The sequence below is a fragment of the Endozoicomonas atrinae genome (assembly GCF_001647025.1).
Taxonomy (GTDB): domain Bacteria; phylum Pseudomonadota; class Gammaproteobacteria; order Pseudomonadales; family Endozoicomonadaceae; genus Endozoicomonas; species Endozoicomonas atrinae.
This window is the reverse complement of record NZ_LUKQ02000087.1, coordinates 1-22,360: the sequence shown is the minus strand read 5'-3', so window position 1 is coordinate 22,360 and position 22,360 is coordinate 1. Positions and strand designations below refer to the sequence as shown.

Sequence of the window (22,360 nt, the reverse complement as noted above, 5' to 3'; positions counted from 1 at the left end):
ACCATTCGCACCGGAGTTAAACAGCTCAGAAAGGCTATGGGAGTGGATGCGGGAGCATGACTTATCAAACAAAGCATTTTCAGGTTATGAAAATATTGTAGATTGTTGCTGTGAAGCTTGGAATAACCTTTGCAGCGAAGCTGGTCGACTGTTCAGTCTGTGCTCCCGTGATTGGGCAGTTATACAGTAGTTAGAAAATTCAATTGGTATTAGATGAATAGAGAGGATTGTAAAAACGACGCTGCTCTATCAAGAGCTGCTATTGACTGTTTATAATGGAGTTTTTCATTAGAACCATTCGATATGCAACTTTTGTCGCCAGAGCCAATCTGGATCAACAACAATCAGTCACTTGAAGACTATTGCCAACGATGGTCCAGCCTTGATGCCATCGCTCTGGATACTGAGTTCATCCGTACTGACACTTTCTATCCCCAGCCGGGACTGATTCAGGTGGGTACAGGTACTGATATTTTCCTGATCGATCCACTTGCCATTGATCAATGGGAACCTCTGGCCAGGTTGTTTGAAAACAGCTCGGTTGTCAAAGTGCTTCATGCCTGCAGTGAAGACCTGGAAGTATTCAAACTGCTAACCGAGACCGTTCCTAGACCACTGTTTGATACTCAGCTGGCCGCTGCGTTTGCCAACCTCGGCTTCTCCCTTGGCTATCAGGCTCTGCTCAAGCATGTACTGAATATCGACCTGCCCAAGGATGAGACGCGGTCCAACTGGCGCCAACGACCTCTGACAGATGCACAGGTTCGCTACGCCAGCCTGGATGTCGCTCATTTGCTGGAAATTTATGAGCACCTGGATCAGCTGCTGGCTCCGACCCCCAAAAAAGCATGGCTGGAAGATGAATGCCTTGCGCTGACGTTAAATGTTCTGCCTTTCGATCCCGAGAATGCCTGGAAAGACGTAAAAAGAGGCTGGCAACTGCGCCCCCAGCAACTGGCAGTCCTTAAAGCACTTTGCCACTTTCGGGAAGTGGCCTCCCGCAGTCAGGATGTTCCTCGAAACCGGGTTATCCCCAAAGGCAGCCTATGGCCCCTGGCAAGGTTTCAGCCTAAAGCTATGAATGCTCTGCGGGAAATACCAGAAATGCGCTCCAGCATCATTCGCAATCATGGCGAACAAATTCTGGATATCATTCGTTCTTCCAGCCAGGTTCCAGAAGCGCAAAGGCCGGAGAAACTGCCTCCTCCCCTACCAAAAAATGCCAAGGACTGGGGAAAACGAATAAAGACGCTCATGTCCCAACTGGCTGATGAACTGCAGCTGCCACTGGAGCTGCTGATGCCGGGGAAACTGACCTCGCCACTGCTGCGCAGCTGGCTGGAGAATGGTCAATTTATCCTCCCGGATACCCTCACTGGGTGGCGTCGTGATACCATAGGTATCCCGCTGATTCAGCAACTAAACCAACAGGAAAAAGGCCATTGAATGAAGTCTCTGGTTTCCATTTACAAAAGCCCTAAACGGGAAGAGATGTACCTTTACCTGAATAAAGGGGCGGTTCTGGAAAAAACGCTGCCTGAAGCCTTACTGAACGTTTTTGGTAAACCGGTGCATGTTTTCGATCTGCTGCTGACTCCGGAGAAAAAACTGGCTCGTGTAGAAACCGCCAGTGTTCTTCAGGGGATTTCTGACAATGGCTTCTATCTGCAAATGCCCCCCAAAGAGCAGGAAGATTATCTGATCAAACTGCCGGATGAGTTTCTTTCGTTTAACGACCCGACATGACAGCTAAACCTTTCTGGGAAACCAAAGCCCTGTCAGAAATGACAACCGCTGAGTGGGAAAGCCTTTGTGACCGCTGTGGTCGCTGCTGCCTGCACAAACTGGAAGATGAAGATACGGATGAGGTTTATTACACATCAGTAGCCTGCAAATTGCTGGATACGAGTAGCTGTCAGTGCAAGGACTATCCAAATCGTAAAGACATCGTTCCGGAGTGTACGGTACTGACACTGAAAGATGTTGAGCTATTCCACTGGCTGCCCGAGACCTGCGCCTATCGACTTATCAGTGAAAGGAAACCGCTGTTTGACTGGCACCCCCTGGTGTCAGGCTCGGATGAATCAGTCCATCAAGCCAACATCTCAGTCAAGGGGTGGGTACACTCAGAAAATGATATAGCGGAAGACGACTTTGAAGACTATATCATTCCCCATACTATGATTCGCTGACAGCGGAACGTCCTGACCAGTCAGCAACAAAATCATGGGTATCAAGCACTGGTAACTTCTTTTTAGCACCAGCCGGCTTACCAAGGTAGATAAAACCCATTAGCTGCTCATTGTCGGCAAGGCCCAGGCCTTTTGCCAGTGCGGGGTGGTAACAAAGATCTCCGGTTCGCCAGATCGCCCCAACCCCCTGGGCATGGGCCGCCAGCAGCAATGATTGAACTGCAGCCGCCAGCGACATCTTCTGCTCAATTTCCGGTACCTTTGGATGCTTCTTAACCGGGCAGATGGCCAGTACCAGCATAGGTGCCCGGAGCGGCATCCCTCTGAAACGAGCCAGTGCATCTTCTGAGAGGTCCGGCTGATCTTCCAGGGCCGCTTGTGCCATCAACTCCCCCAGAGCCTCCCGCGCTTCTCCACTGACTTTCAAAAAACGCCAGGGGCGAATACGACCATGGTCAGGGGCTCTCAGGGCAGCCCGAAACATGACATCCAGTTGCTGATCGCTGGGTGCCGGTTCATCCAGCATCGGCGTCGACACCCTTTCCAGCAAAAGTTCTATACCATTCATCAATCACTCCTACCCATTACTTAGGAACTGTCCTTAAATTACTTCGACATTTCAAGTGACGCTACCCGCTGCCCGCGTGTGCTTTTGCGAGCAGCGGGTAGCGGACGGCGGCTTTTTACCAAATATGGAAGTTATTCCGAGACAAACCCTTACCGTTTCGATGTATTCAAGGCCATCGACAAAATCATCTCTGCCAGGGCTTCCAGGGATAAATCACCATCAGGCTTAAACCAGTTAATACTCCAACTGATGGAGCCGGTTAATAGCCGTCGTAACATCGCTGGTGGAATGACAATCAAATTCTGCTCCCTGGCCTCTTCCAGAACATCAATCCACAGTCGTTCATATTCATCTCTAAGCTTCAGAATTTCACTCTGGTTTTCATCACTCAGCCCACGCCACTCGTAAACCAGCACTGCCATCTCTGCCCCATTATCCACCAGAATGGACTGCAGCTCACAGAGAATAAGACCATAAAGTCGATGCCTGACATCCTGATTCAGGCTCAGTGACAATTTCATGGTTTCAATATTCAGTAAGATGGTCTCTTCCACCACACTCCGCAGGATCTCCTGCTTGCTGGGGTAATGATGAAACAGGCTACCGGATTGTATCCCGATATCTTTTGCCAGATCCCTGACCGTCGTCCTCTCGTAGCCATTGGTTCTGAATAATCGGGCAGCAGATTTCAGCAGGCGGCCCTTAGCACTCTCCGGGGCAACAATTAATCCCTGATCAATCAACTGCCGGGAAAGCTCTGCGGTTTGCTGGGCACTGAGTGCAATAAATGACATAAGACGTTTGTTTGAGTTCTAAAATTATAATTTGAGTCAGTTTAGGCTCTGTTGACATAAGGTTGCTGGCTATACGAGCCACTGAGCCTGCAACCTTATGTCAACAGAGCCTAACACAGCTGGAAAAGCAGCAGCATCTCACAAAGCAAACGCTTGTTTTTTTTAATTCAACCACTTCCCAACCAATCACTTGCTTGGTAACCTCCATCAAACAATAACAATATTTGCCATCAAACTCACCTATGTCACCTCAAAAGACGCCTGAAAAAAAAGTTCGAATCGGTTGTGCCTCCGCCTTCTGGGGTGATACTGCGACTGCCGCCCACCAGCTGGTTAACGGTGGTCAACTCGATTATCTGGTTTTTGACTACCTTGCAGAAATGACGCTGTCCATCATGGCTGGCGCACAAATGAAAAATCCATCCGCTGGGTTTGCTCCCGATTTCATTGCCACATTGAAACCGCTGCTTGGTCAGATCAAAACCCAGGGTATTAAGGTATGCAGCAATGCTGGTGGCATCAATGCCAAGGGTTGCGCTGAAGCACTGGCAAAAGTCGTTGCAGACTCAGGGATTGACCTGACGATCGCCGTCGTTGAGGGGGACAACCTGACACAAGCTTTTCAGGCCAACCAGCAATTACACCCCCATATCGTGGATATGTTCAGTGGCCAACCGATACCCGACCACTTAACCAGCGTGAACGCTTATCTGGGTGCTCCTTCTATTACGGCAGCACTGGCTGCGGGAGCAGATATTGTGATTACTGGCCGGGTTGTGGACAGTGCTGTCGTACTTGGCCCACTGGTTCATGAGCTTGGCTGGTCCTGGCAGGACTATGACAAACTGGCGCAGGGCTCCCTGGCGGGCCATGTTATCGAATGTGGAACCCAGGCAACCGGGGGTAATTTTACCGACTGGCGCCTGGTAAAAGATGATTATGCCAATATGGGTTTTCCCATTATTGAGTGCCAGAAGGATGGCTCATTTATTGTGAGCAAATGTTCCGGTACCGGTGGACTGGTGAGCTGCAACACCGTTGCTGAGCAGATCCTCTATGAAATTGGTAATCCCGAAGCGTATTTACTGCCTGACGTCACCTGCGATTTCAGCCAGGTAACGCTGGAGCAAACTGACACCAACCAAGTGCGGGTAACCGGAGCCAGAGGTCGCCCTTGTACGCCCCAATATAAAGTCAGCGCGACGTATATGGATGGCTTTCGTTCAACAGCCACCTTTATGATCGGAGGCATTGATGCTGGCGAAAAGGGGCAGGCAGTTGCTGATGCGATTATTCAAAGAGTCCGTGGGTTGTTAAAACTGAAAGGCCTGGATGACTTCAACGATGTTAATATTGAAGTACTGGGTACCGAGTCAACCTATGGTGTTCAAGCACTGACAGGCCAGGCTCAACCTCGTGAAGTCGTGGTAAAAATTGGCACTTCCCATCAGGATAAAAAAGCCCTGCAGATCTTTGGCTCTGAGATTGCCCAAGCGGCAACAGCCATGGCTCCAGGCATTACGGGTCTGGTGGGAGGTCGCCCAAAGCCAAGCCCTCGCCTTTGCCTCTTCTCTTTCTTAATCAACAAACGTGATATTTCGCCCACTTACCGCCTGATCAATACCCGAGAGAGTGAATCTGAAGTGGTATCCGTTATTTCAGGACAGACTGCAGATTCCTTAGAAAACACCTGGAAGGATAAGCCACTGCCCAAACCACTGAATAACAGCCCTGAATTTACCGTGCCTCTGATCAAGCTCGCTCTCGGACGCAGTGGTGACAAAGGTAACCACTGCAATATTGGTATTATTGCCCGAGATAAAAGTTATTTGCCGTATATTGAAAAGGCATTAACTCCTCACCGAATTGCAGAATACTTTGCTCATCTAATGAGTGATCGGAGTGAGGTTATCCGCTATCAGCTACCCGCATTAAACAGTATCAATATTGTCATGACCCACTGTCTCGGTGGTGGTGGCATGGCCAGCCTGCGTATCGATCCACAGGGAAAGGCCCTTGCTCAGCAATTACTTTCGATACCCATTCCTATCAATAAAAGCCTGTATGAACAGGTTGCGGGGGAGACAGAGTGAGGATCATTGACTCTCAAATAGACATTCATGGGCAGGCATTCAGCGAGAATCGAAACGCCATGCTATCGGCCATTGAACAGTTTCGAAGCCTTGAGCAGGCAACGCTCGATAAAGCCCACAGTGCCAGGGATAAATTCCACAACAAAGGCAAACTCCTGCCCCGCGAACGTTTAGCACTACTCCTCGACCCCGGTTCCAGTTTTATTGAGCTGAGCTCTCTGGCCGGTTACAAAATGCACGATGACAAGGATGGCTCAACAGCGGGTGGCGGGATTATCGCAGGCATCGGGTTTGTCAGTGGTGTTCGATGCATGCTGCAAGTCAATAACAGTGCCATAAAAGGCGGCACCATCTCTCCTACCGGCCTTGAGAAAACACTGCGCTTGCAGGAGATTGCCCACGAGAACAAGCTACCTCTGATCACGCTTGCGGAAAGTGGGGGTGCAAACCTGACTTACGCCACGGATGTCTTTGTTCCTGGTGCCCGTGCGTTTGCCAACCAGGCTCGTTTGTCAAAAGCCGGCATACCCCAGGTCACTGTCGTACATGGTAATGCCACTGCTGGTGGCGCCTATCAGCCGGGTTTGTCCGACTACGTTGTGGCTGTTAAGAGTCAAACCAAAATGTTTCTGGCAGGACCTCCTCTGCTTAAGGCCGCTACCGGTGAGATTGCCACCGATGAAGAACTGGGTGGCAGTGATATTCATGTTTATCAAGCCGGTACAGCCGACTATCTGGCTCAGGATGATGTCGAGGGAATAGCCCTTGCCCGGGATATCACCCAAAGCCTTGGTTGGAATGAACGGCTGGCATTGCCTGAGAAACGCGAAAGTAAACAACCACGATATAACAGTGATGAACTGCTGGGCATTATCCCCTGTGATAGCAAAAAGCCCTATGATGTGAGAGAAGTCATTGCGCGACTGGTTGATGACTCGGCCTTCAGCGACTTCAAAAGCGATTTCGATCTGCAGACCGTTTGTGGCTTTGCTCATATTGACGGTCACAGCGTTGGGATTATTGGCAACAACGGGCCAATAACCGCAAAAGGCGCTAACAAGGCAGCGCAGTTTATTCAACTCTGTGAGCAGAGTCACCGGTCACTGCTTTTCCTTCATAACACCACTGGATTTATGGTGGGCACGGATGCAGAGCAAAGTGGCATTATCAAGCATGGTTCAAAGATGATTCAGGCGGTAGCCAATGCCAGCGTCCCCAAAATATCCATTTTAATTGGCGGCTCCTACGGCGCTGGCAACTACGCCATGTGTGGTCGTGGCCTGGACCCGCGCTTTATTTTCTCATGGCCCAATGCCCGAACGGCGGTGATGGGGGGCGAACAGGCTGGCAAAGTATTGCGGATTGTCAGTGAAGATAAAATGCGCAAAATGGGACAGGAACCCGATCCATCACAACTCGAACAAATGGAGGCTGCCACTGCGGCAAAACTCAATGCGGGGTCAACCGCAATATTTGGCACAGCCCGCCTCTGGGATGATGGCTTAATTGATCCCCGTGATACACGGGAATTGCTGGCTAATTTGCTGGATATTTGCAGGCAGGCAGACAACAGACACCTCAAAAATAATACATTTGGTGTCGCACGTTTTTAATCCTATTTTCCAATAACAACAATAAACCAGGAAATATCATGATACTCACCCAGGAACATCTGGAGCTTAAACGCACCATTGCAAACTTTGTAGAAAATGAAGTTAATCCCCATGTCGACAGCTGGGAGGAGTCTGGCCTATTTCCCGCTAAAGCCCTCTTCAAAAAGATGGGTGACCTGGGTCTGCTCGGTATCAGCAAACCGGTAGAAAATGGTGGTATGGGGCTCGACTACACCTTTGAAATGCTGGCGGCAGAAGAGTTCGGCGCCATTCGCTGCGGTGGTATCCCGATGGCCATTGGCGTACAGACCAACATGGCCACCCCGGCACTGGCACGGTTCGGCAGTGATTATGTCCGTGAGACATACCTGGCACCGGCCATTGCTGGCGATAGGGTAGCCTGTATCGGTGTCAGCGAGCCCGGAGCTGGCAGCGACGTTGCTGCCATCAAGACAACGGCCATGAAAGACGGTGACGACTACATTATCAATGGCAGCAAAATGTGGATCACCAATGCCACTCAGGCTGACTTTATCTGCCTGCTGGCCAATACCTCTGACGAACCAGCCCACAAGAACAAATCACTGATTATCGTTCCTACCGATACACCTGGAATTTCATTCTCGGAAAAACTCAACAAACTGGGCATGCGCAGTTCTGATACCGCACAGATTTTCTTTGATAACGTACGGGTTCCGCAAAAAAACCGGATTGGCCCGGAAGGTGGCGGCTTTGTCATGCAGATGCAGCAGTTTCAGGAGGAGCGGTTATACGTTGCTGCCATGTCACTGAAAGGGATGGAAATCTGTATAAACGACACGCTTACCTACACTCGGGAGCGCAACGCCTTTGGCAAACCTCTGATTGCCAACCAGTCCATTCTGTTTCGACTGGCAGAGCTGCAAACAGAAGTTGAGGCGCTTCGGGCCCTGACTTATCAGGCTTGTGAACGATACAGCCAGGGTGAAGATGTCACGCAGCTTGCTTCCATGGCCAAATTAAAATCCGGTCGCCTTTCACGAGAAGTCAGTGATGCCTGCCTGCAGTACTGGGGAGGCATGGGCTTTATGTGGGATAACGTCGTAAGCCGCTTCTACCGGGATAACCGTCTTGGCTCCATTGGCGGCGGTGCTGATGAAATTATGCTCGGGATTATTGGCAAAAATATGGCTAAAGCGCTGGGGTAATCACAATGGGTACTCCAGAAATCTACAAAACCCTGCTCGTTGAGCAACAGGCGGATGTTCTAACCGTTACCCTGAACCGGCCAAAGCAGGCCAATGCTATGAATCTGACCATGGTCAACGAACTGACTCAGGTCATGAATCGAGCAGTTGAGCAACAGGTAAGGGTATTCATCATCCGTGGAGCGGACGGAAATTTCTGCGCGGGTGGGGATATCAAAGAAATGCAGGCCATTGCCAGTGACCGGAACGAACTGGCCCAATTCAACCGCTCCTTTGGCCTGATGCTGGAACAGGCGAATACCCTGCCCTGCGTGGTCATTACTGTTTTACAGGGGGCCGTGCTGGGGGGTGGTTTTGGCCTTGCCTGTATCAGTGATGTCGCGATCAGCGATACCACCTCGGCATTTGCCATGCCTGAGACCTCTCTAGGAATCATACCGGCACAGATCGCCCCTTTCGTGGTTGACCGTATTGGCCTGACCCAGGCAAGACGACTGGCGTTGCTTGGACAGCGAATTCCAGCAGCACAGGCTCTGACGCTTGGCCTTATTCATCATGTTTCCCAGACTCAGGACGAACTGGACAGCCAGCTGACATTGGCCGTATCAGCGGCGATGAACTGCGCGCCTCAAGCCACAGCCACAACCAAGGCCCTGATGCACAAAGTAGGCAAGCTGCCCATGGCATCATTACTGGATGAAGCCGCTATTCACTTTGCTGACAGTGTCCAGGGAGAAGGCCGTGAAGGTGCCAGGGCTTTTGCGAATAAAAGTAAACCGAATTGGCGATAGGGGAAGAGCATGTTTCATAAAGTATTAGTGGCCAATCGCGGTGAAATTGCCCGGCGTGTCATTGCCTCTGCCAAATCGCTTGGGTATCGGACCGTTGCTGTTTATTCAGAACCCGACTGTGATGCCCCTCATGTCCGGCTGGCCGATGAAGCCGTCTGTATAGGTAAGGGCCTGGCCAGTGACAGCTACTCAAATATCAACAATATCCTTCATGCTGCCCGAATCACAGGGAGTGATGCCATACACCCCGGCTATGGGTTCTTATCCGAAAACGCTGACTTTGCAGAGGCATGCAATGAACAGGGCCTGGTCTTTATTGGACCCGACTCTAAATCCATTGAGTTGATGGGCAGTAAGCGAGCCGCGAAAGAGGTCATGCTTGCTTCAAACGTCCCCTGTATTCCCGGCTATGAAGGCAAGGAGCAAAGTGATAAAGCGCTCACCAGCGCCGCAGAAAGTATTGGCTATCCAATTATGGTGAAAGCCTCTGCGGGGGGAGGTGGCCGGGGAATGCGTGTCGTAAACCACGCTTCCGAACTGGAAGGTGCGCTTAAATCAGCACGCTCTGAAGCAGCCAGCGCCTTTGGCTGTGATGAGCTGATTCTCGAAAAAGCAATGACCTCTGTCCGTCATATCGAAATACAGGTTTTTGCTGACATCTATGGCAACACCATCCATTTAGGCGAGCGTGATTGCAGCATGCAGCGACGCCATCAGAAGGTCATTGAAGAAGCACCTTCACCGGCACTGACACCTGAACTGAGGGAGTTAATGGGTCAGGCCGCTATCTCTGCAGCAAAAGCCTGTAATTATGTTGGTGCTGGCACGGTTGAATTTCTGCTGACCAGTGAAAATGAGTTCTACTTTCTGGAAATGAATACACGGCTGCAGGTCGAGCACCCAGTTACCGAGCTGGTGACCAATCTGGATCTTGTGGAGTGGCAATTAAGAGTGGCTGCTGGTGAGAAATTACCGCTCACTCAGGACCAAATCCAATTAAATGGTCACGCTATTGAAGTCCGCCTCTATGCAGAAGACCCAGCAAATGGCTTTATGCCCCAGACAGGAACCATATCACTATGGCAACCAGCCTTGACGGACAGCGTATCCGGTGACGCTTTCAACGGGATCAGAGTGGATTCGGGTATCCAGCAAGGCAACCAGATAAGTGCGCACTATGACCCGATGCTGGCAAAGTTCATTGCTTATGGGGATAACCGGGAGCAGGCTCGGCGTCGTTTATTGAGATTAGTACAAGACTCTCACTTATTAGGGTTACGGGATAATCGCTGTTTTCTTAGTGAGCTACTCCAGAGCGAAGCTTTTGTCAGTGGCCAGGCAACCACCGATTTTATCCGGGATAAATTCACCAGTAACGCCAGCCTGACCTCTCAGGTCGTCACCCATGAAGAATGGTTACTTGCCGCTTTGCTACTGAGTGAAGGGCCTCAGGTAGAAAGCAGTAACCTACAGACTACCCTATCCTTTGAAAGGCCAATCAAGCTTGGCTGTGGCGATCATCTACGAACCGTAAAAATTTCCAAAGAATGTCCAAGTAGCTACCGCATATCTTTTGAAAGCAAAGAACTCGACCAGACTCCCATAGAATTTCAGCTGATTGAATGCAGTGGCCACCAGCTGCGTTATATTGCTGACGGCGTTATGAAAACAGCGACCTTCTCCATCAATCGTAATGGGGAAGTGCCAGAGCTGTGGCTCGCCAGCCACCGGGGAAACCTGCGGTTCACCGATCAGACGTTTATGGTGACAAAAGACAGCAAGGCTGGCTCCAGCCAGGTACTTGCCTCGATGGATGGTGTAGTGGTCGATCTTCTGGTTGAGCAGGGACAAACCATAAAATGCGGCGATGTACTTATCGTCGTCGAAGCCATGAAAATGGAACATCCACTCAGGGCAGGCATGGACGGTATTGTTGGTAACATCAATGCGCAGCCAGGTGACCAGGTGAAAGGCCGCCAACTTTTGATTGAATTAGAAGAATAATAGTTTCAGGAGTATCACAGGTGTTTTCAAAAGAGTCTTCAACACGATGTGCAAACCAGACTCTGCCTGATCAATGGCAGAACCAACTGACCATTCCGGTCGTCATGGCTCCCATGTTTCTGGTGTCCGGCCCTGACCTCGTCATCGCTGGCTGCAAGAAAGGTATTGTTGGTACGTTTCCAGCGTTGAATCAGCGAACCAGTGAAGGGTTGGAAGAGTGGCTGGTTCAAATAACTGCCGAGCTGTCAGATTTTGAACAACAGACTGGAAAACAACCAGCGCCGTTTGGCGTGAATTTAATTGTTCACGAATCGAATCCCAGGCTGGAAGCTGACCTGGCACTCTGCATTAAATACAAAGTGCCGCTGGTAATCACGGCACTGGGAGCCATGCGTGATGTGGTTAACCGGGTCCATGATTATGGCGGCATTGTTTTTCACGATGCAGCCAGTGTCCGACACGCTAAAAAAGCAGCGGCTGCCAATGTTGACGGTATTATTGCCGTCAGTGGGGGAGCGGGAGGCCATGCGGGCACCCTAAACCCCTTTGCACTGGTTGAAGAAATCCGGACATTCTGGAATAAGACCCTGCTGCTGGGCGGTTGTATTAACCATGGACACCAGGTTCATGCCGCTCAACTGATGGGTGCCGACCTGGCCTATATCGGCACTCGCTTTATCAATACCCTTGAAAGTCGCGCACCTTCAGGACACAAAGCCATGGTCATTGACTCCAGTGCTGAAGATATTGTTCATACACCCGCTGTGACGGGTGTTCCTTCAAACTTTATGAAACAGAGCTTGATCAACTCGGGCTATGACATGGATGCCCTACTCAACCCGGGCAATGTTAACTTTGGCGAAAAGCTCACCCCCAAGGGAACAGACAGCTCAAAAGCCTGGCAGGATGTCTGGTCTGCTGGCCAGGGTGTTGGGGGCATAAAGGATACTATCAGCTGTGAGCGACTGGTTGATCAGATGATCAATGAGTACAACGAAAGTATTCGTTAATTTGGTAAAGAACTACATGAGATACAGATTTGAGCACTTTTGCATGTTAGAATTGCCAGCTCTCAGCAAATTGCTGAAGGTATTATCAGGTCTGGCTATGAACCCATTCTAATGCAATTTAAAAAAAAACCTGTATCTCCGCCCCTGAATCGTGCCCCCCGGATCTCTCCAAGAGTCCTGGCCTATTGGCTTGCAGCCTCAGTGATTGTTTATGGGCTGGCCAATCAGTACCTTCCTGGCATCTTTATTGGCGCTGTCGCCTATTTAGCGGTTTTTCCCCAGCTTTCAAACCTGGTTATCAATGCGCTATTCCGCACCAAAAATCAGGAGACAGTTGACAACAAAAGGTCTCTGGCCACTCTTTTCGTGGACTCTCTGAATGTTGGGGTCTTAATCACTCTTGTCAATTTCCCAATGGTCAGTGGCATGTTGCTGGTTATTTTACTGGCAGGCTGGGCTATATACCTTCAGGGGCCCAGAGGGCTGCTTATAACCATACCCTCTGCTGCAGCTGCTTTATTTATTCATCACTTTATTGAACTTAACATCACCATTTCGACCGGGAAAGATGCGACATTTATAAGCCTTCTCGGAATGCTTCTTTTCGTATCCTATCTTGCCTATACACTGAGGCATAGAGAGCAGCATTTTCAGGCCATCCAGCTCAGTGCCCAACAGCAGAGACAGCGATACAGCAGGCTTGCCAGCAGTCTGGCTAAATACCTTTCTCCCCAGGTCTGGGAGTCCATTTTTTCCGGTAAGCGCAATACTAAACTGGAAAGCCAGCGAAAAAAACTGACCGTCTTTTTTTCCGATATCAAAGGCTTTACCGACCTGGCCGAAGAGCTGGAACCAGAGGTACTGACAGAACTGCTGAACACCTACCTGAACGACATGTCCCGTATTGCGCTGAAGTACGGTGGCACAATCGATAAGTTTATCGGTGACAGTATTATGATCTTTTTTGGCGATCCTAAAACCCGGGGCTACCGAAAAGATGCGCTGGCTGCAGTATCAATGGCCATTGAAATGCAGAAGCACATGCAGGTACTGCGTAAACAGTGGATTGCCAAAGGCATCGAGAATCCGCTTCGCATCAGAATTGGTATTAATACCGGCTACTGCACTGTTGGTAATTTCGGCGCAGAGTCCCGTATGGATTATACCCTCCTTGGTCGAGAGGTGAATTTAGCCAGCCGCCTGGAAAGCGCAGCAGAGCCCAACCAGATCCTGCTATCTCACGAAACCTGGTCACTGGTTAGAGATGTCGTACTTTGCCAGTCCAAAGGGGATATTCAGGTAAAAGGCTTTAGTCGTTCGGTGCCTATTTATAAGGTTATAGACCTTCGCCGTAACCTTGGCCTGCAGAAAAGTTACTTTGAGCTTGATACCAAAGGCTTTTCTTTCAGCCTGGATACAAACAGTATTGATGAATATGAGCGCAGGAAAATTATTCAAACTCTGGATGAAGCAACTCAGAAACTTTTGAAGGATGATATTTCGAGCCCAGCAAACCCTGTTCGAAACAATATTTCGCAGATTGCATCTTAGCGTCCTTAATATAAAGCTGTTGTTTAACAACACCAAAGTAAATTCTTAAAATATCTATTTAATAATCTAAAATGCGTTGAGGCCTTACTCCATAACAATAATTTTCATTGCCGAGTAAACTTTATACTAGCTTCATCCCAAGGTACCCTTGATATGGAACCAGCGCCAAATACTACCCAAAGATCACCAGCAATATTCCAATTCTCAAGCTCACCATCATCAGAAAATCCATATTTTCGTACTGAAAACAAACCCGGTGAAGTAAAACATCAACACCGTTCTGTACGCACTGAACAACCCCAAAGATACCTGGACAAAGCCACAATACGACAACTCCATGAATCCCCCATCAGGTCAGATCCTCTGGATCAATTTGAGGCCTCATGCTCCCAGCTTCGGAGAGCATGGACGGCATTAGGCCCCCTATCACGCCTAGATGACCTTTCTTCCACATTCGGCAGTCTATTTGAAGTACTGGAGCCTGAAAAGCGTCTTGAAGTGCTGTCAGTTCTTTTTAGTAAGGCGTTAGAAAATCTTGTGCCTGAGGACATACCACAGGCGCTCCAGCACTCTTTTAATGAAATGAATTGCCAGATTACTGACCCACGATATCATGCTGTATTCAAATCACCTCCCCCTCCACTAAACGAGTGGAATGAACTATTCAATCGCATGGAAAACGACCCCAAAGTACAAGAAGCAAAAAAAACAAAAAAAAGCGGTTTAAAGGGTATTATTAAAAACAATCCATTCACTGAAAGAGTGATGGATGAAATGAGGAAGGTTTTAATAGGGGCCACATACGATAAAATCAGAGAGAACATTAGTAATCTGAAAGGCGATAACCCCCTTGTCAAATTAATTAAGGCAACAAAGATGACAGGAGAAGTATCACCATGCATATTGCTCAATGCCGTAAATAGAGCAGGCTATTCTAGATATATCGTAAATTTTGAGAGCCTTTTGGATGAACCTATTCAATCTCAAGAAGGTGGTTTTGATATTGAACCGAGGACAGTGTATAGAAGAAGCGATCGAACTACCCACTCCTGGTCTTCTAAAGAAAGCGATCGCTTAAGCCGGTCTTCCAGCATAAGAGGATCGACTACCAGTATTGATACAGTTGGCTCAAGTGTAACAAATGAGACAAGAACTAAAACACATGCTCATCATCAAGCAAGAAGATTAACGAATGAGGATTCTATCTGGTCTCAGCGAGACCTATTGGATACTGGTACAGTTAGTCAGCCAAATACAAAGCAACACTCAGAACACCTAAATACAAGATACTCTGCTCCGTCAGGATTAAGCCCTCGCCATGGTAGCTTTCATGATAAACACCCCAGTACCATTCGATCAGAACCTTTATCATCAAGAAGCAGAGAAAATGATTTCGGCGCCCCAGTCACCAGAAAAGATAGCGACTATTTACAACATCAGGCACAACCATCTCTAAATCATTCAAAACAACCCCCGCCAAGCGGCCATACAGCGGAATTTAATGTATATTCATCCCTGACTTCTTCACCTGCAAAAGCCTCACATTCTCCTGAAAAGCCTTATCATCATTCCACCAGCGCCCCAAACAGCAGTAGCAAAGCGACTTCATCACCTTCCCATGTTCCTGGCTATGCAGGGAATACTGACCAGCACTGCTACCAGACACAGTCACTTCTTTCTAAAATGCCTCCACTGCCTTCTAAACTCACCGATCCACTAAGTCCAGAAGATCACCATGAAACTGTTTTACACGAACTGGAAACTAAATTTAATGAACCACACCCCAGATCATTCACCGGAGGAAGCAATATCGCATCGAGCTATGGTACAGCTAATAGAACTGACGCTGGCAATTCATTGGAGTCGTCAAAGCAGCAAACTACAGCTTATACACCAAAGCACTCAAGCCCTAAACCCCCCGTTCCAATTCGCTCAGATAAAACTTCACTATCAACAACCAAATCTGACACCACTTTTTCTCATTATGCTACTGCTGACTCTCTATGTATTCGTCAAAATCAATACAGTACTCACCACCAAGCAGAACCAATGAATAACGGACCGAAAAAAAAGACTGCTGAAGAAGCATGCCCTTCTCCAAACCAGATGAATACTTTAACGTCAGGTCGAACATCAGGGCTGGCAGGGGAAAGCAGCAAAGAACGCCCCCCCCTGACCGAGAAGTCAGCCAGCTTTCGTTGGAAAGCACCACAGAGTCAGCCAGAAAGCGTAATTATTAAAAGAACTAATACACTCCCACCAGGTTATGACATGTATGACCGCACCCAAGACAATCCTGCAATGAAGTCCTTTCAAAATCCTGAACAGAGGCCCTCTTACAAAGACAGTATTGCAGACAGCCAAAGGGGTCATGAATGGAGAAAGACATAGCCTATTCAAAACAGGTGAAGCCTGAAGCTTGTTGTAACACAACACATTGACCTAACAAATTAATCGTTGAAGAGGCCTACTGTCGAATAAACCTGAGAGCCTCTGGCTTGATATCTAATGTGCTACGCCAGGGGTTAATATCCAGTCCCCCACGCCGCAGATATTGAGCATAGACTGTCAGTTCTTCAAACTTGTAGTGTTTTTGCAGATCAACAAACGCACGCTCAACACATTGCTCATGGAATTCCTGATGATCCCTGAATGAGCAGACATATTTCAGTAGCGATGTATGATCAACCGGCTCTCCACGGTAACTGACCACCAGAGTTCCCCAGTCAGGCTGGCCGGTAACAGGGCAGTTGGATTTCAGCAGGTGTGTATGCAACGTTTCACTGACTATTCCATCAGACTCTGGCTCATCACCAATAGAATGTCTGGCCAGTAGATTTGGGTCATATCGATAACAGTCCACAGCCACATCCAGCTCATCAATATTGATTCCCGGCGTACTATCAAAAGCCCGCCTCTCAAATTCATCGATGGTATATAGCCACACAGCTACCGGCGCTTTTGCTACCGCAGAAAGGTTCTGAGTCATGCGTTCTGCAACCTGTTCAGCACTTTCAAAGCGGGACTGATTAAATGAGTTGAGATAAAGCTTGAAAGACTTGGACTCAACCAAGCAAGGTGAATCACAAGGTAACTCGAATTGAGCCACGCGTACTACTGGTTTCCCAGACATGTTTAACCAGGAAAGCTCATAGCCATACCAGAGGTCACGACCATAAAATGGCAAATTATCCGGATCAATACCCAGCTCTTCACGCTTGTCTTTCCGCTCAATAGGAAACAGCAGCGAAGGATCGTATTCCGATTTGTACTCGCTGTTTTTACCCAGCGGTGAAGCATGCAGAACATTACTCATGTCAAACAACCATCAACTTCTCAGGCCACGACCGGTTTTCAGCAGATGCAAGCTGTATGCACCCAGTGACAATATAGCCAGTAGCATTACAACAAAAGAAAAGCCGGTATCAATACCACCCGCCTCACCCAATAGCCCATAGCGAAACGTATTCACCTGATAGAGAATCGGGTTCAGCATGGACACTTTCTGCCAGAATTCGGGCAGTATTTCGATGGAGTAAAATACACCACCAAGGTAGGTCATGGGCGTCAATACAAAGGTAGGAATGATAGAAACATCATCAAACTTTCTGGCGAAGATACCATTAATAAAACCGCCAAGCGCAAACAAAGTCGCGGTCATCACCACAGCCAGCAGCGTAGCAAAAACATCATAGACTTTCAGCTCAACAAAGAATAATCCCAGCCCCATAACGATGGCTCCGGTAATCACACCCCGTGCTACACCGCCCAGCACATAGCCTGCCAGAATGATCCAGTTGGGAACGGGTGATATTAGAACTTCTTCAATACTTCGCTGAAATTTATTGCTGAAAAAACTTGAGGCCACATTACTGAAGCTGTTGGTGATAACCGACATCATTACCAGTCCTGGCAGGACGTAAGTCATATAGCTAAAGCCACTCATCGTGCCAATACGGGAGCCAATAACAGCGCCAAATATGACGAAATAGAGCACCATCGAGATAGCCGGTGGTAACAGAGTTTGCGGCCAGATTCTCATAAAGCGCCGTACTTCCTTGGCAAAGATCGTCACGAAAGCAACCCAGTGATAGCGGTATTCACTGTGCTGAGGCTTTCCAGGCAGACCTTGACCTCGCCCCCCAGTATTTTCCAGACCTGACATCACGCCCTTTCTCCCTCTGAATCAACTCCTCTCAAGACCCCCTTCGTCATATTGACGAACAGCTCTTCCAGTCGGTTATTCTTATTTCTCATACTGGCAACTTCAATCTTAAGCTCGCTCAACTGCCTGAACAGGTCATTAACCCCGGTATTTTTATCCACTTCAACTTCCAGCGAGTTGCTGTCAATTTTGCTCACCTTATAGCCCGAGAACACAGGTGTTTGCTCAATTGGCTGTCGCAAATCCAGTACAAAGCTTTCCTTCTGCAACAGGCTTAACAGTTGCTTCATACTGGTATTTTCAACAATTTCACCCTGATCAATAATGGCGATATTTCGACAGAGCTGCTCAGCCTCTTCCAGATAGTGGGTCGTTAGAATGATGGTGGTGCCCTGGTCATTAATCTCTTTAATAAACTCCCAGAGACTTCTGCGAAGCTCAATATCTACTCCTGCGGTGGGTTCATCAAGAATCAGCAGTTCCGGCTCATGAATCAGAGCCCTGGCAATCATCAGGCGTCGCTTCATACCTCCTGACAGCATTCGGGACTGGGTAAATCGTTTATCCCAAAGGCCAAGCTTTTTTAGGTAATGCTCAATACGGGGTCTGGCCTGCCGGACTGAGAGTCCATAATAGCCAGCCTGACTGACCAGAATATCTTCTACTTTTTCAAACTGATTAAAATTAAATTCCTGGGGAACTACCCCCAGTGAGCGCTTGGCTCTAACCAGATCCTGCTCAATATCATGGCCGAAGACAGACACACTCCCTTCTGACTTTCGAACCAGTGATGAAATAACGCCGATAGTGGTTGATTTCCCAGCTCCATTGGGACCTAGCAATGCAAAAAAATCACCTTTGCCAACCTCCAGATCAACCCCTTTCAGAGCGACAAAACCGTCGTCGTATACTTTTTTTAAATTCTTTATGGCCAACGCCTGAGTCATTGTTCTCAGCCTTGAGATTTCTATAATCAATAATGAAATTTTATTACAAACAGATCTTTAAAATCGCCACTTTATTTTCCAAAGCCTGGGACTCTATGGATAACGATTGAATATGGGCGTACACCAAATCTACCTGAGATGAGTAAGCAGTGATGCCAGCGCCTTTCTGGCATTGGGGTATGCAAAGGTAAAGCCTGCATCCTGAAGCCGTTTAGGAACCACGGCCTGACCTTCAGTTAGCAACTGGGCAGACTCACCGAGCATCAAACTGAGTACACATTCAGGTGTGTTAATAATGGTAGGTCGACGAACGACACGTCCAAGCTCTTTGGCAAATGCTTTATTCGTTAAATTTTCGGGTGCCACTGCATTATATAGACCTTTTGTCTCTGGGTGATTAACCAGATAGATCAACGTATTAAGCATATCATCCATATGTATCCAGGACATGATCTGCTGTCCATTACCAATGGGGCCTCCCAGTCCCAGCCGGAATATCGGTAGCATTTTCTGCAGCGCTCCACCGCTGGGATGTAACACAACACCGACCCGGACAATACAGGTGCGAACGCCCAGAGCCTCAACTCTTGAAGCAACCTGCTCCCAGCGATCACACAGCGTTGCAGCAAAGTCACTGCCTACTTCAGCAGTTTCATCCAGCTGTTCTCCGGGACGCTTAAAGCCATAATACCCAACAGCAGAGGCACTTATGAAACAGCCCGGCTTATTTTCCATTCGCTCAATCAGATCAACAAGCTCAGAGGTCACACCAATACGGCTATCCAGCAGCTCTTTTTTACGAGCCTGACTCCACCGCTTATCCAGAATGCCTTCACCCGCAAGATTAATTACAGCGTCAAAGTAAGCCGATGGGTTTACCGCCGATAAGGACGAGACAGGCTTCACCCGTGTAGACAGTTGCAAACGCACATCTTTTGCCGCCTGACGGCTCAGCACGACCACCTGATGCCCTTCATTAAGCAGTCGGTGAACCAGCCGGCGCCCAATAAATCCTGTCCCACCCGTAATCAGAAATTGCATGTATCCATCAGCTCCAGAGCCCTGCTTAGCAGACAAGCTATTATTGCCTGACACGGGCTGTTACGATTTGGTAATAACACTACCACCAATAAATGTATTAACTAATAGTAATCGTAACATTTCCTGAAAAGATAAAAAAAAAGCCCAGGTCCCCTCAAACCTGAGCTTTATTGACTATCACGCTGATGCTCCCGCTTCTTTTTATATCTCCATAAAAAATGGAATCAGCACCTCAACATCCGGTAAGAAAATCCCCGGAAAAATTACTCCGGGGCATACAGGCTGGATCGAATGAAGGCTCCCGCTTCTCTTCTAATATCCATGCTGAGGTTGACACTGCCAAGACCCGGAGCAGGCTATTTCTTGTTTTTTGGAACCTGCTCTCATTGATCCAGTACACACCCAGAATGATACGTAAAAACCGCACCCTATTGATTGACCTAGGTCAATTTATTTCGGCATATACCTACCCATCTATTTATAACTCTATTAGCTAACTTATTGAATCTGACATTAGCTCCATAGCAAAGCGTGCAGTTGGTCTATTCTTGTGAATTATTGTTTTTCTCTTCCAACACACTGACCGAGATTGACTCAAGCTGATAGCAGCAAGGTTGCCCGTGACTCTGACGCCTTTCATAACAGAAAGGAGCACCGCTTTAGCCAGCTGTTACCGAGCAGCTTTCTGACCTGTAATTCCCTTTCCGGAGCCACCCTCATGATCAAAAGTACTTTCGGTACGCTGCAAAAAATTGGCAGAGCGTTAATGCTGCCAGTTGCCGTACTGCCTGTCGCCGGGATTCTTCTGGGCGTGGGCAGCGCGGGGTTTTCATTTATACCGGATCTGATTTCCAGCATTATGGCTCAGGCCGGCGGAGCCGTATTCAGCAACCTCCCTTTAATTTTTGCCATTGGTACGGCCATAGGGCTAACGGAAAACGACGGTGTCTCTTCCGTAGCAGCCGTCGTTGGCTTTGTCATTATGCTCGGGACCATGGGTATCATGGCCAACCATCTGGGGTTTGAGCCAGCTTCAGTAATGGGCATAGATACCATTGATACCGGCGTATTTGGCGGCATCATTGTAGGGATACTGGCTTCAATTATGTTTAACCGGTATTACAAAATACAGTTACCAGAATACCTGGGCTTCTTTGCTGGCAAGCGTTTTGTCCCTATAGCCACAGGCATTGGTGCCATTTTCCTGGGTATTCTGCTCAGCTTTATCTGGCCTCCTATTCAGTTGGTGATCAATGACTTTTCCCAATGGTCAGTGACTGAGAATCCGGAAGCTGCGGGATTTGTGTATGGCTTTGTCGAGAGACTGCTCATCCCCTTTGGCCTGCACCATATCTGGAATGTCCCTTTCCAGATGGAGATGGGTGAATTTATTGATGAATCCGGCACGGTATTTAATGGCGATATTGCCCGCTTCTTTGCCGGAGACCCAACAGCAGGATTTCTTGCCGGTGGCTATCTGTTCAAAATGTTCGGCCTGCCGGCTGCAGCCATTGCCATGTGGCATTGTGCAAAACCCGAAAACAGAGCAAAGGCTGGCGGCATCATGCTCTCAGCGGCTCTCACCTCTGTACTGACCGGCATCACAGAGCCTATTGAGTTTTCTTTCCTGTTTGTCGCCCCGCTGCTCTACGGTATTCATGCGCTGCTGGCTGGTATGGCTTACGCTATCACCAACTATCTCGACATCAAGATGGCCATGTCCTTTTCCAATGGCCTGATCGACTATGTTCTCTATTTTGGTATTGCCACCAAACCGGTCTGGATCATTATTCTCGGGACACTCTATGCAGTGCTTTACTATGTCATTTTCCGGGTACTGATCCTGGCACTTAACCTGAAAACGCCCGGACGTGAAGATGAAAGCGAAAGTGAAACTGGCGTTGAATCATCCAGTGAATTGGCCGTTGATCTGGTTAAAGCGTTTGGAGGAAAAGGCAATATCAAAAATCTTGACGCCTGTATTACCCGGCTTAGAGTTACCGTCAACAATACAGAAGATGTGGATGTTGATCGAATCAAACAGCTGGGAGCAACCGCAGTTGTCGTGGTAGGTCAAAATATGCAGGCAATCTTCGGACCACGCTCAGACAATATTCGCACGGAGATGCAGGAAGCGATGCGTTCATTATAAACTCTAAATTTCTCTGATGAACCAGAGGGTATAAATCGAGCCTGTAAATAATTCTGTGTAAACGCCACCAAAACTATTACTCCTTGAACCGGTCAGGAAACATAATTTCAAACCGGTTCATGGCTGCTTTCCAGTTCCTGATCGGCATGGTCCATTTCTCGGAAGCTTTTTCCATGGCCAGATAGATTACCTTCATGACTGACTCATCAGTCCGAAAAATCTTCCGGTTCTTGATCGCCTTACGAATGACGC

General features: G+C 48.4%; 18 protein-coding genes and 2 pseudogenes. 13 read left to right on the top strand and 7 right to left on the bottom strand.

The window, feature by feature from the left end:
* The 4 genes and pseudogenes from AK963_RS35360 to AK963_RS13730 form a co-directional block, all read left to right on the top strand.
* Nucleotides 1-190, top strand: a pseudogene (locus AK963_RS35360) (IS630 family transposase); the annotation flags it as partial.
* Between the two features lie 113 nt (nt 191-303).
* Entirely contained in the window at nt 304-1,446 is a 1,143-nt protein-coding gene (rnd, locus tag AK963_RS13740) for a ribonuclease D (protein WP_202969772.1), read from the top strand.
* A complete protein-coding gene (locus AK963_RS13735; RefSeq protein ID WP_066016028.1) occupies nt 1,447-1,746 on the top strand; it encodes a YcgL domain-containing protein in 300 nt (99 codons plus the stop codon). It begins immediately after the preceding gene.
* Complete coding sequence (locus AK963_RS13730) at nt 1,743-2,192, top strand: YcgN family cysteine cluster protein (RefSeq protein WP_066016027.1); 450 nt, start codon at nt 1,743-1,745, stop codon at nt 2,190-2,192. The genes AK963_RS13735 and AK963_RS13730 overlap by 4 nt, the downstream gene beginning before the upstream one ends.
* Here the strand turns inward: AK963_RS13730 and AK963_RS13725 are convergent.
* Together AK963_RS13725 and AK963_RS13720 are read right to left on the bottom strand one after the other, a co-directional pair.
* Nucleotides 2,179-2,760 (bottom strand): nitroreductase family protein, encoded by a 582-nt coding sequence (locus tag AK963_RS13725; protein WP_066016026.1) that lies wholly within the window; start codon nt 2,758-2,760, stop codon nt 2,179-2,181. The two genes, AK963_RS13730 and AK963_RS13725, sit on opposite strands and share 14 nt — an antisense overlap.
* 149 nt (nt 2,761-2,909) lie before the next feature.
* The gene (locus AK963_RS13720; RefSeq protein ID WP_066016025.1) at nt 2,910-3,554 is read right to left on the bottom strand and encodes a TetR/AcrR family transcriptional regulator; all 645 of its coding nucleotides are present in this window, start codon (nt 3,552-3,554) and stop codon (nt 2,910-2,912) included.
* 242 nt (nt 3,555-3,796) lie between these two features.
* On the opposite strand from AK963_RS13720, the gene AK963_RS13715 reads away from it, so the two are divergent.
* From AK963_RS13715 to AK963_RS32030, 8 genes are all read left to right on the top strand, one after another.
* Nucleotides 3,797-5,647: an acyclic terpene utilization AtuA family protein gene (locus tag AK963_RS13715; RefSeq protein WP_066016024.1), complete on the top strand. Its 1,851-nt coding sequence runs from the start codon at nt 3,797-3,799 to the stop codon at nt 5,645-5,647.
* The gene (locus AK963_RS13710) at nt 5,644-7,260 is read left to right on the top strand and encodes an acyl-CoA carboxylase subunit beta (protein WP_066016023.1); all 1,617 of its coding nucleotides are present in this window, start codon (nt 5,644-5,646) and stop codon (nt 7,258-7,260) included. The genes AK963_RS13715 and AK963_RS13710 overlap by 4 nt, the downstream gene beginning before the upstream one ends.
* Nucleotides 7,261-7,298: 38 nt before the next feature.
* A complete protein-coding gene (locus tag AK963_RS13705; protein WP_066016022.1) occupies nt 7,299-8,447 on the top strand; it encodes an acyl-CoA dehydrogenase family protein in 1,149 nt (382 codons plus the stop codon).
* Between the two features lie 5 nt (nt 8,448-8,452).
* Nucleotides 8,453-9,238 carry an enoyl-CoA hydratase/isomerase family protein gene (locus tag AK963_RS13700; RefSeq protein WP_083232639.1) on the top strand — a complete coding sequence of 262 codons (786 nt, stop codon included), beginning with the start codon at nt 8,453-8,455 and terminating at the stop codon, nt 9,236-9,238.
* 9 nt (nt 9,239-9,247) lie between these two features.
* On the top strand, nt 9,248-11,242 hold the full coding sequence (locus AK963_RS13695; protein ID WP_066016020.1) for an acetyl/propionyl/methylcrotonyl-CoA carboxylase subunit alpha: 1,995 nt from the start codon (nt 9,248-9,250) through the stop codon (nt 11,240-11,242).
* Between the two features lie 20 nt (nt 11,243-11,262).
* Complete coding sequence (locus AK963_RS13690) at nt 11,263-12,252, top strand: NAD(P)H-dependent flavin oxidoreductase (protein ID WP_202969771.1); 990 nt, start codon at nt 11,263-11,265, stop codon at nt 12,250-12,252.
* 111 nt (nt 12,253-12,363) lie between these two features.
* Nucleotides 12,364-13,803: an adenylate/guanylate cyclase domain-containing protein gene (locus AK963_RS13685; RefSeq protein WP_066016030.1), complete on the top strand. Its 1,440-nt coding sequence runs from the start codon at nt 12,364-12,366 to the stop codon at nt 13,801-13,803.
* A 153-nt stretch (nt 13,804-13,956) separates the two neighbouring features.
* Entirely contained in the window at nt 13,957-16,194 is a 2,238-nt protein-coding gene (locus AK963_RS32030) for a hypothetical protein (protein ID WP_139117403.1), read from the top strand.
* 76 nt (nt 16,195-16,270) lie between these two features.
* Here the strand turns inward: AK963_RS32030 and queF are convergent, their stop codons facing one another.
* The 4 genes from queF to AK963_RS13655 all read right to left on the bottom strand — a co-directional run bounded on the left by queF (nt 16,271) and on the right by AK963_RS13655 (nt 19,956).
* Nucleotides 16,271-17,119: an NADPH-dependent 7-cyano-7-deazaguanine reductase QueF gene (gene queF, locus AK963_RS13670; RefSeq protein ID WP_066016017.1), complete on the bottom strand. Its 849-nt coding sequence runs from the start codon at nt 17,117-17,119 to the stop codon at nt 16,271-16,273.
* 12 nt (nt 17,120-17,131) lie between these two features.
* Nucleotides 17,132-17,845 (bottom strand): ABC transporter permease, encoded by a 714-nt coding sequence (locus AK963_RS13665; protein WP_420795610.1) that lies wholly within the window; start codon nt 17,843-17,845, stop codon nt 17,132-17,134.
* Between the two features lie 122 nt (nt 17,846-17,967).
* The gene (locus tag AK963_RS13660) at nt 17,968-18,915 is read right to left on the bottom strand and encodes an ABC transporter ATP-binding protein (protein ID WP_066016015.1); all 948 of its coding nucleotides are present in this window, start codon (nt 18,913-18,915) and stop codon (nt 17,968-17,970) included.
* A gap of 129 nt (nt 18,916-19,044) precedes the next feature.
* Nucleotides 19,045-19,956, bottom strand: a complete 912-nt coding sequence (locus AK963_RS13655; protein ID WP_066016014.1) for a TIGR01777 family oxidoreductase — start codon at nt 19,954-19,956, stop codon at nt 19,045-19,047.
* Between the two features lie 718 nt (nt 19,957-20,674).
* Between AK963_RS13655 and ptsG the strand changes: the two genes are divergently transcribed.
* The gene (gene ptsG, locus AK963_RS13650) at nt 20,675-22,108 is read left to right on the top strand and encodes a PTS glucose transporter subunit IIBC (RefSeq protein ID WP_066016029.1); all 1,434 of its coding nucleotides are present in this window, start codon (nt 20,675-20,677) and stop codon (nt 22,106-22,108) included.
* Nucleotides 22,109-22,184: 76 nt separating this feature from the next.
* On the opposite strand, the pseudogene AK963_RS32025 reads toward ptsG, so the two are convergent.
* A pseudogene (locus AK963_RS32025) lies at nt 22,185-22,360 on the bottom strand (IS256 family transposase); the annotation flags it as partial.

Coding starts and splice junctions, on each gene's coding strand:
- rnd (WP_202969772.1), top strand. CDS start 304: ATGCAACTTTTGTCGCCAGAGCCAATCTGGATCAACAACAATCAGTCA.
- AK963_RS13735 (WP_066016028.1), top strand. CDS start 1,447: ATGAAGTCTCTGGTTTCCATTTACAAAAGCCCTAAACGGGAAGAGATG.
- AK963_RS13730 (WP_066016027.1), top strand. CDS start 1,743: ATGACAGCTAAACCTTTCTGGGAAACCAAAGCCCTGTCAGAAATGACA.
- AK963_RS13725 (WP_066016026.1), bottom strand. CDS start 2,760: ATGAATGGTATAGAACTTTTGCTGGAAAGGGTGTCGACGCCGATGCTG.
- AK963_RS13720 (WP_066016025.1), bottom strand. CDS start 3,554: ATGTCATTTATTGCACTCAGTGCCCAGCAAACCGCAGAGCTTTCCCGG.
- AK963_RS13715 (WP_066016024.1), top strand. CDS start 3,797: ATGTCACCTCAAAAGACGCCTGAAAAAAAAGTTCGAATCGGTTGTGCC.
- AK963_RS13705 (WP_066016022.1), top strand. CDS start 7,299: ATGATACTCACCCAGGAACATCTGGAGCTTAAACGCACCATTGCAAAC.
- AK963_RS13700 (WP_083232639.1), top strand. CDS start 8,453: ATGGGTACTCCAGAAATCTACAAAACCCTGCTCGTTGAGCAACAGGCG.
- AK963_RS13695 (WP_066016020.1), top strand. CDS start 9,248: ATGTTTCATAAAGTATTAGTGGCCAATCGCGGTGAAATTGCCCGGCGT.
- AK963_RS13685 (WP_066016030.1), top strand. CDS start 12,364: ATGCAATTTAAAAAAAAACCTGTATCTCCGCCCCTGAATCGTGCCCCC.
- AK963_RS32030 (WP_139117403.1), top strand. CDS start 13,957: ATGGAACCAGCGCCAAATACTACCCAAAGATCACCAGCAATATTCCAA.
- queF (WP_066016017.1), bottom strand. CDS start 17,119: ATGAGTAATGTTCTGCATGCTTCACCGCTGGGTAAAAACAGCGAGTAC.
- AK963_RS13665 (WP_420795610.1), bottom strand. CDS start 17,845: ATGAGAATCTGGCCGCAAACTCTGTTACCACCGGCTATCTCGATGGTG.
- AK963_RS13660 (WP_066016015.1), bottom strand. CDS start 18,915: ATGACTCAGGCGTTGGCCATAAAGAATTTAAAAAAAGTATACGACGAC.
- AK963_RS13655 (WP_066016014.1), bottom strand. CDS start 19,956: ATGCAATTTCTGATTACGGGTGGGACAGGATTTATTGGGCGCCGGCTG.
- ptsG (WP_066016029.1), top strand. CDS start 20,675: ATGATCAAAAGTACTTTCGGTACGCTGCAAAAAATTGGCAGAGCGTTA.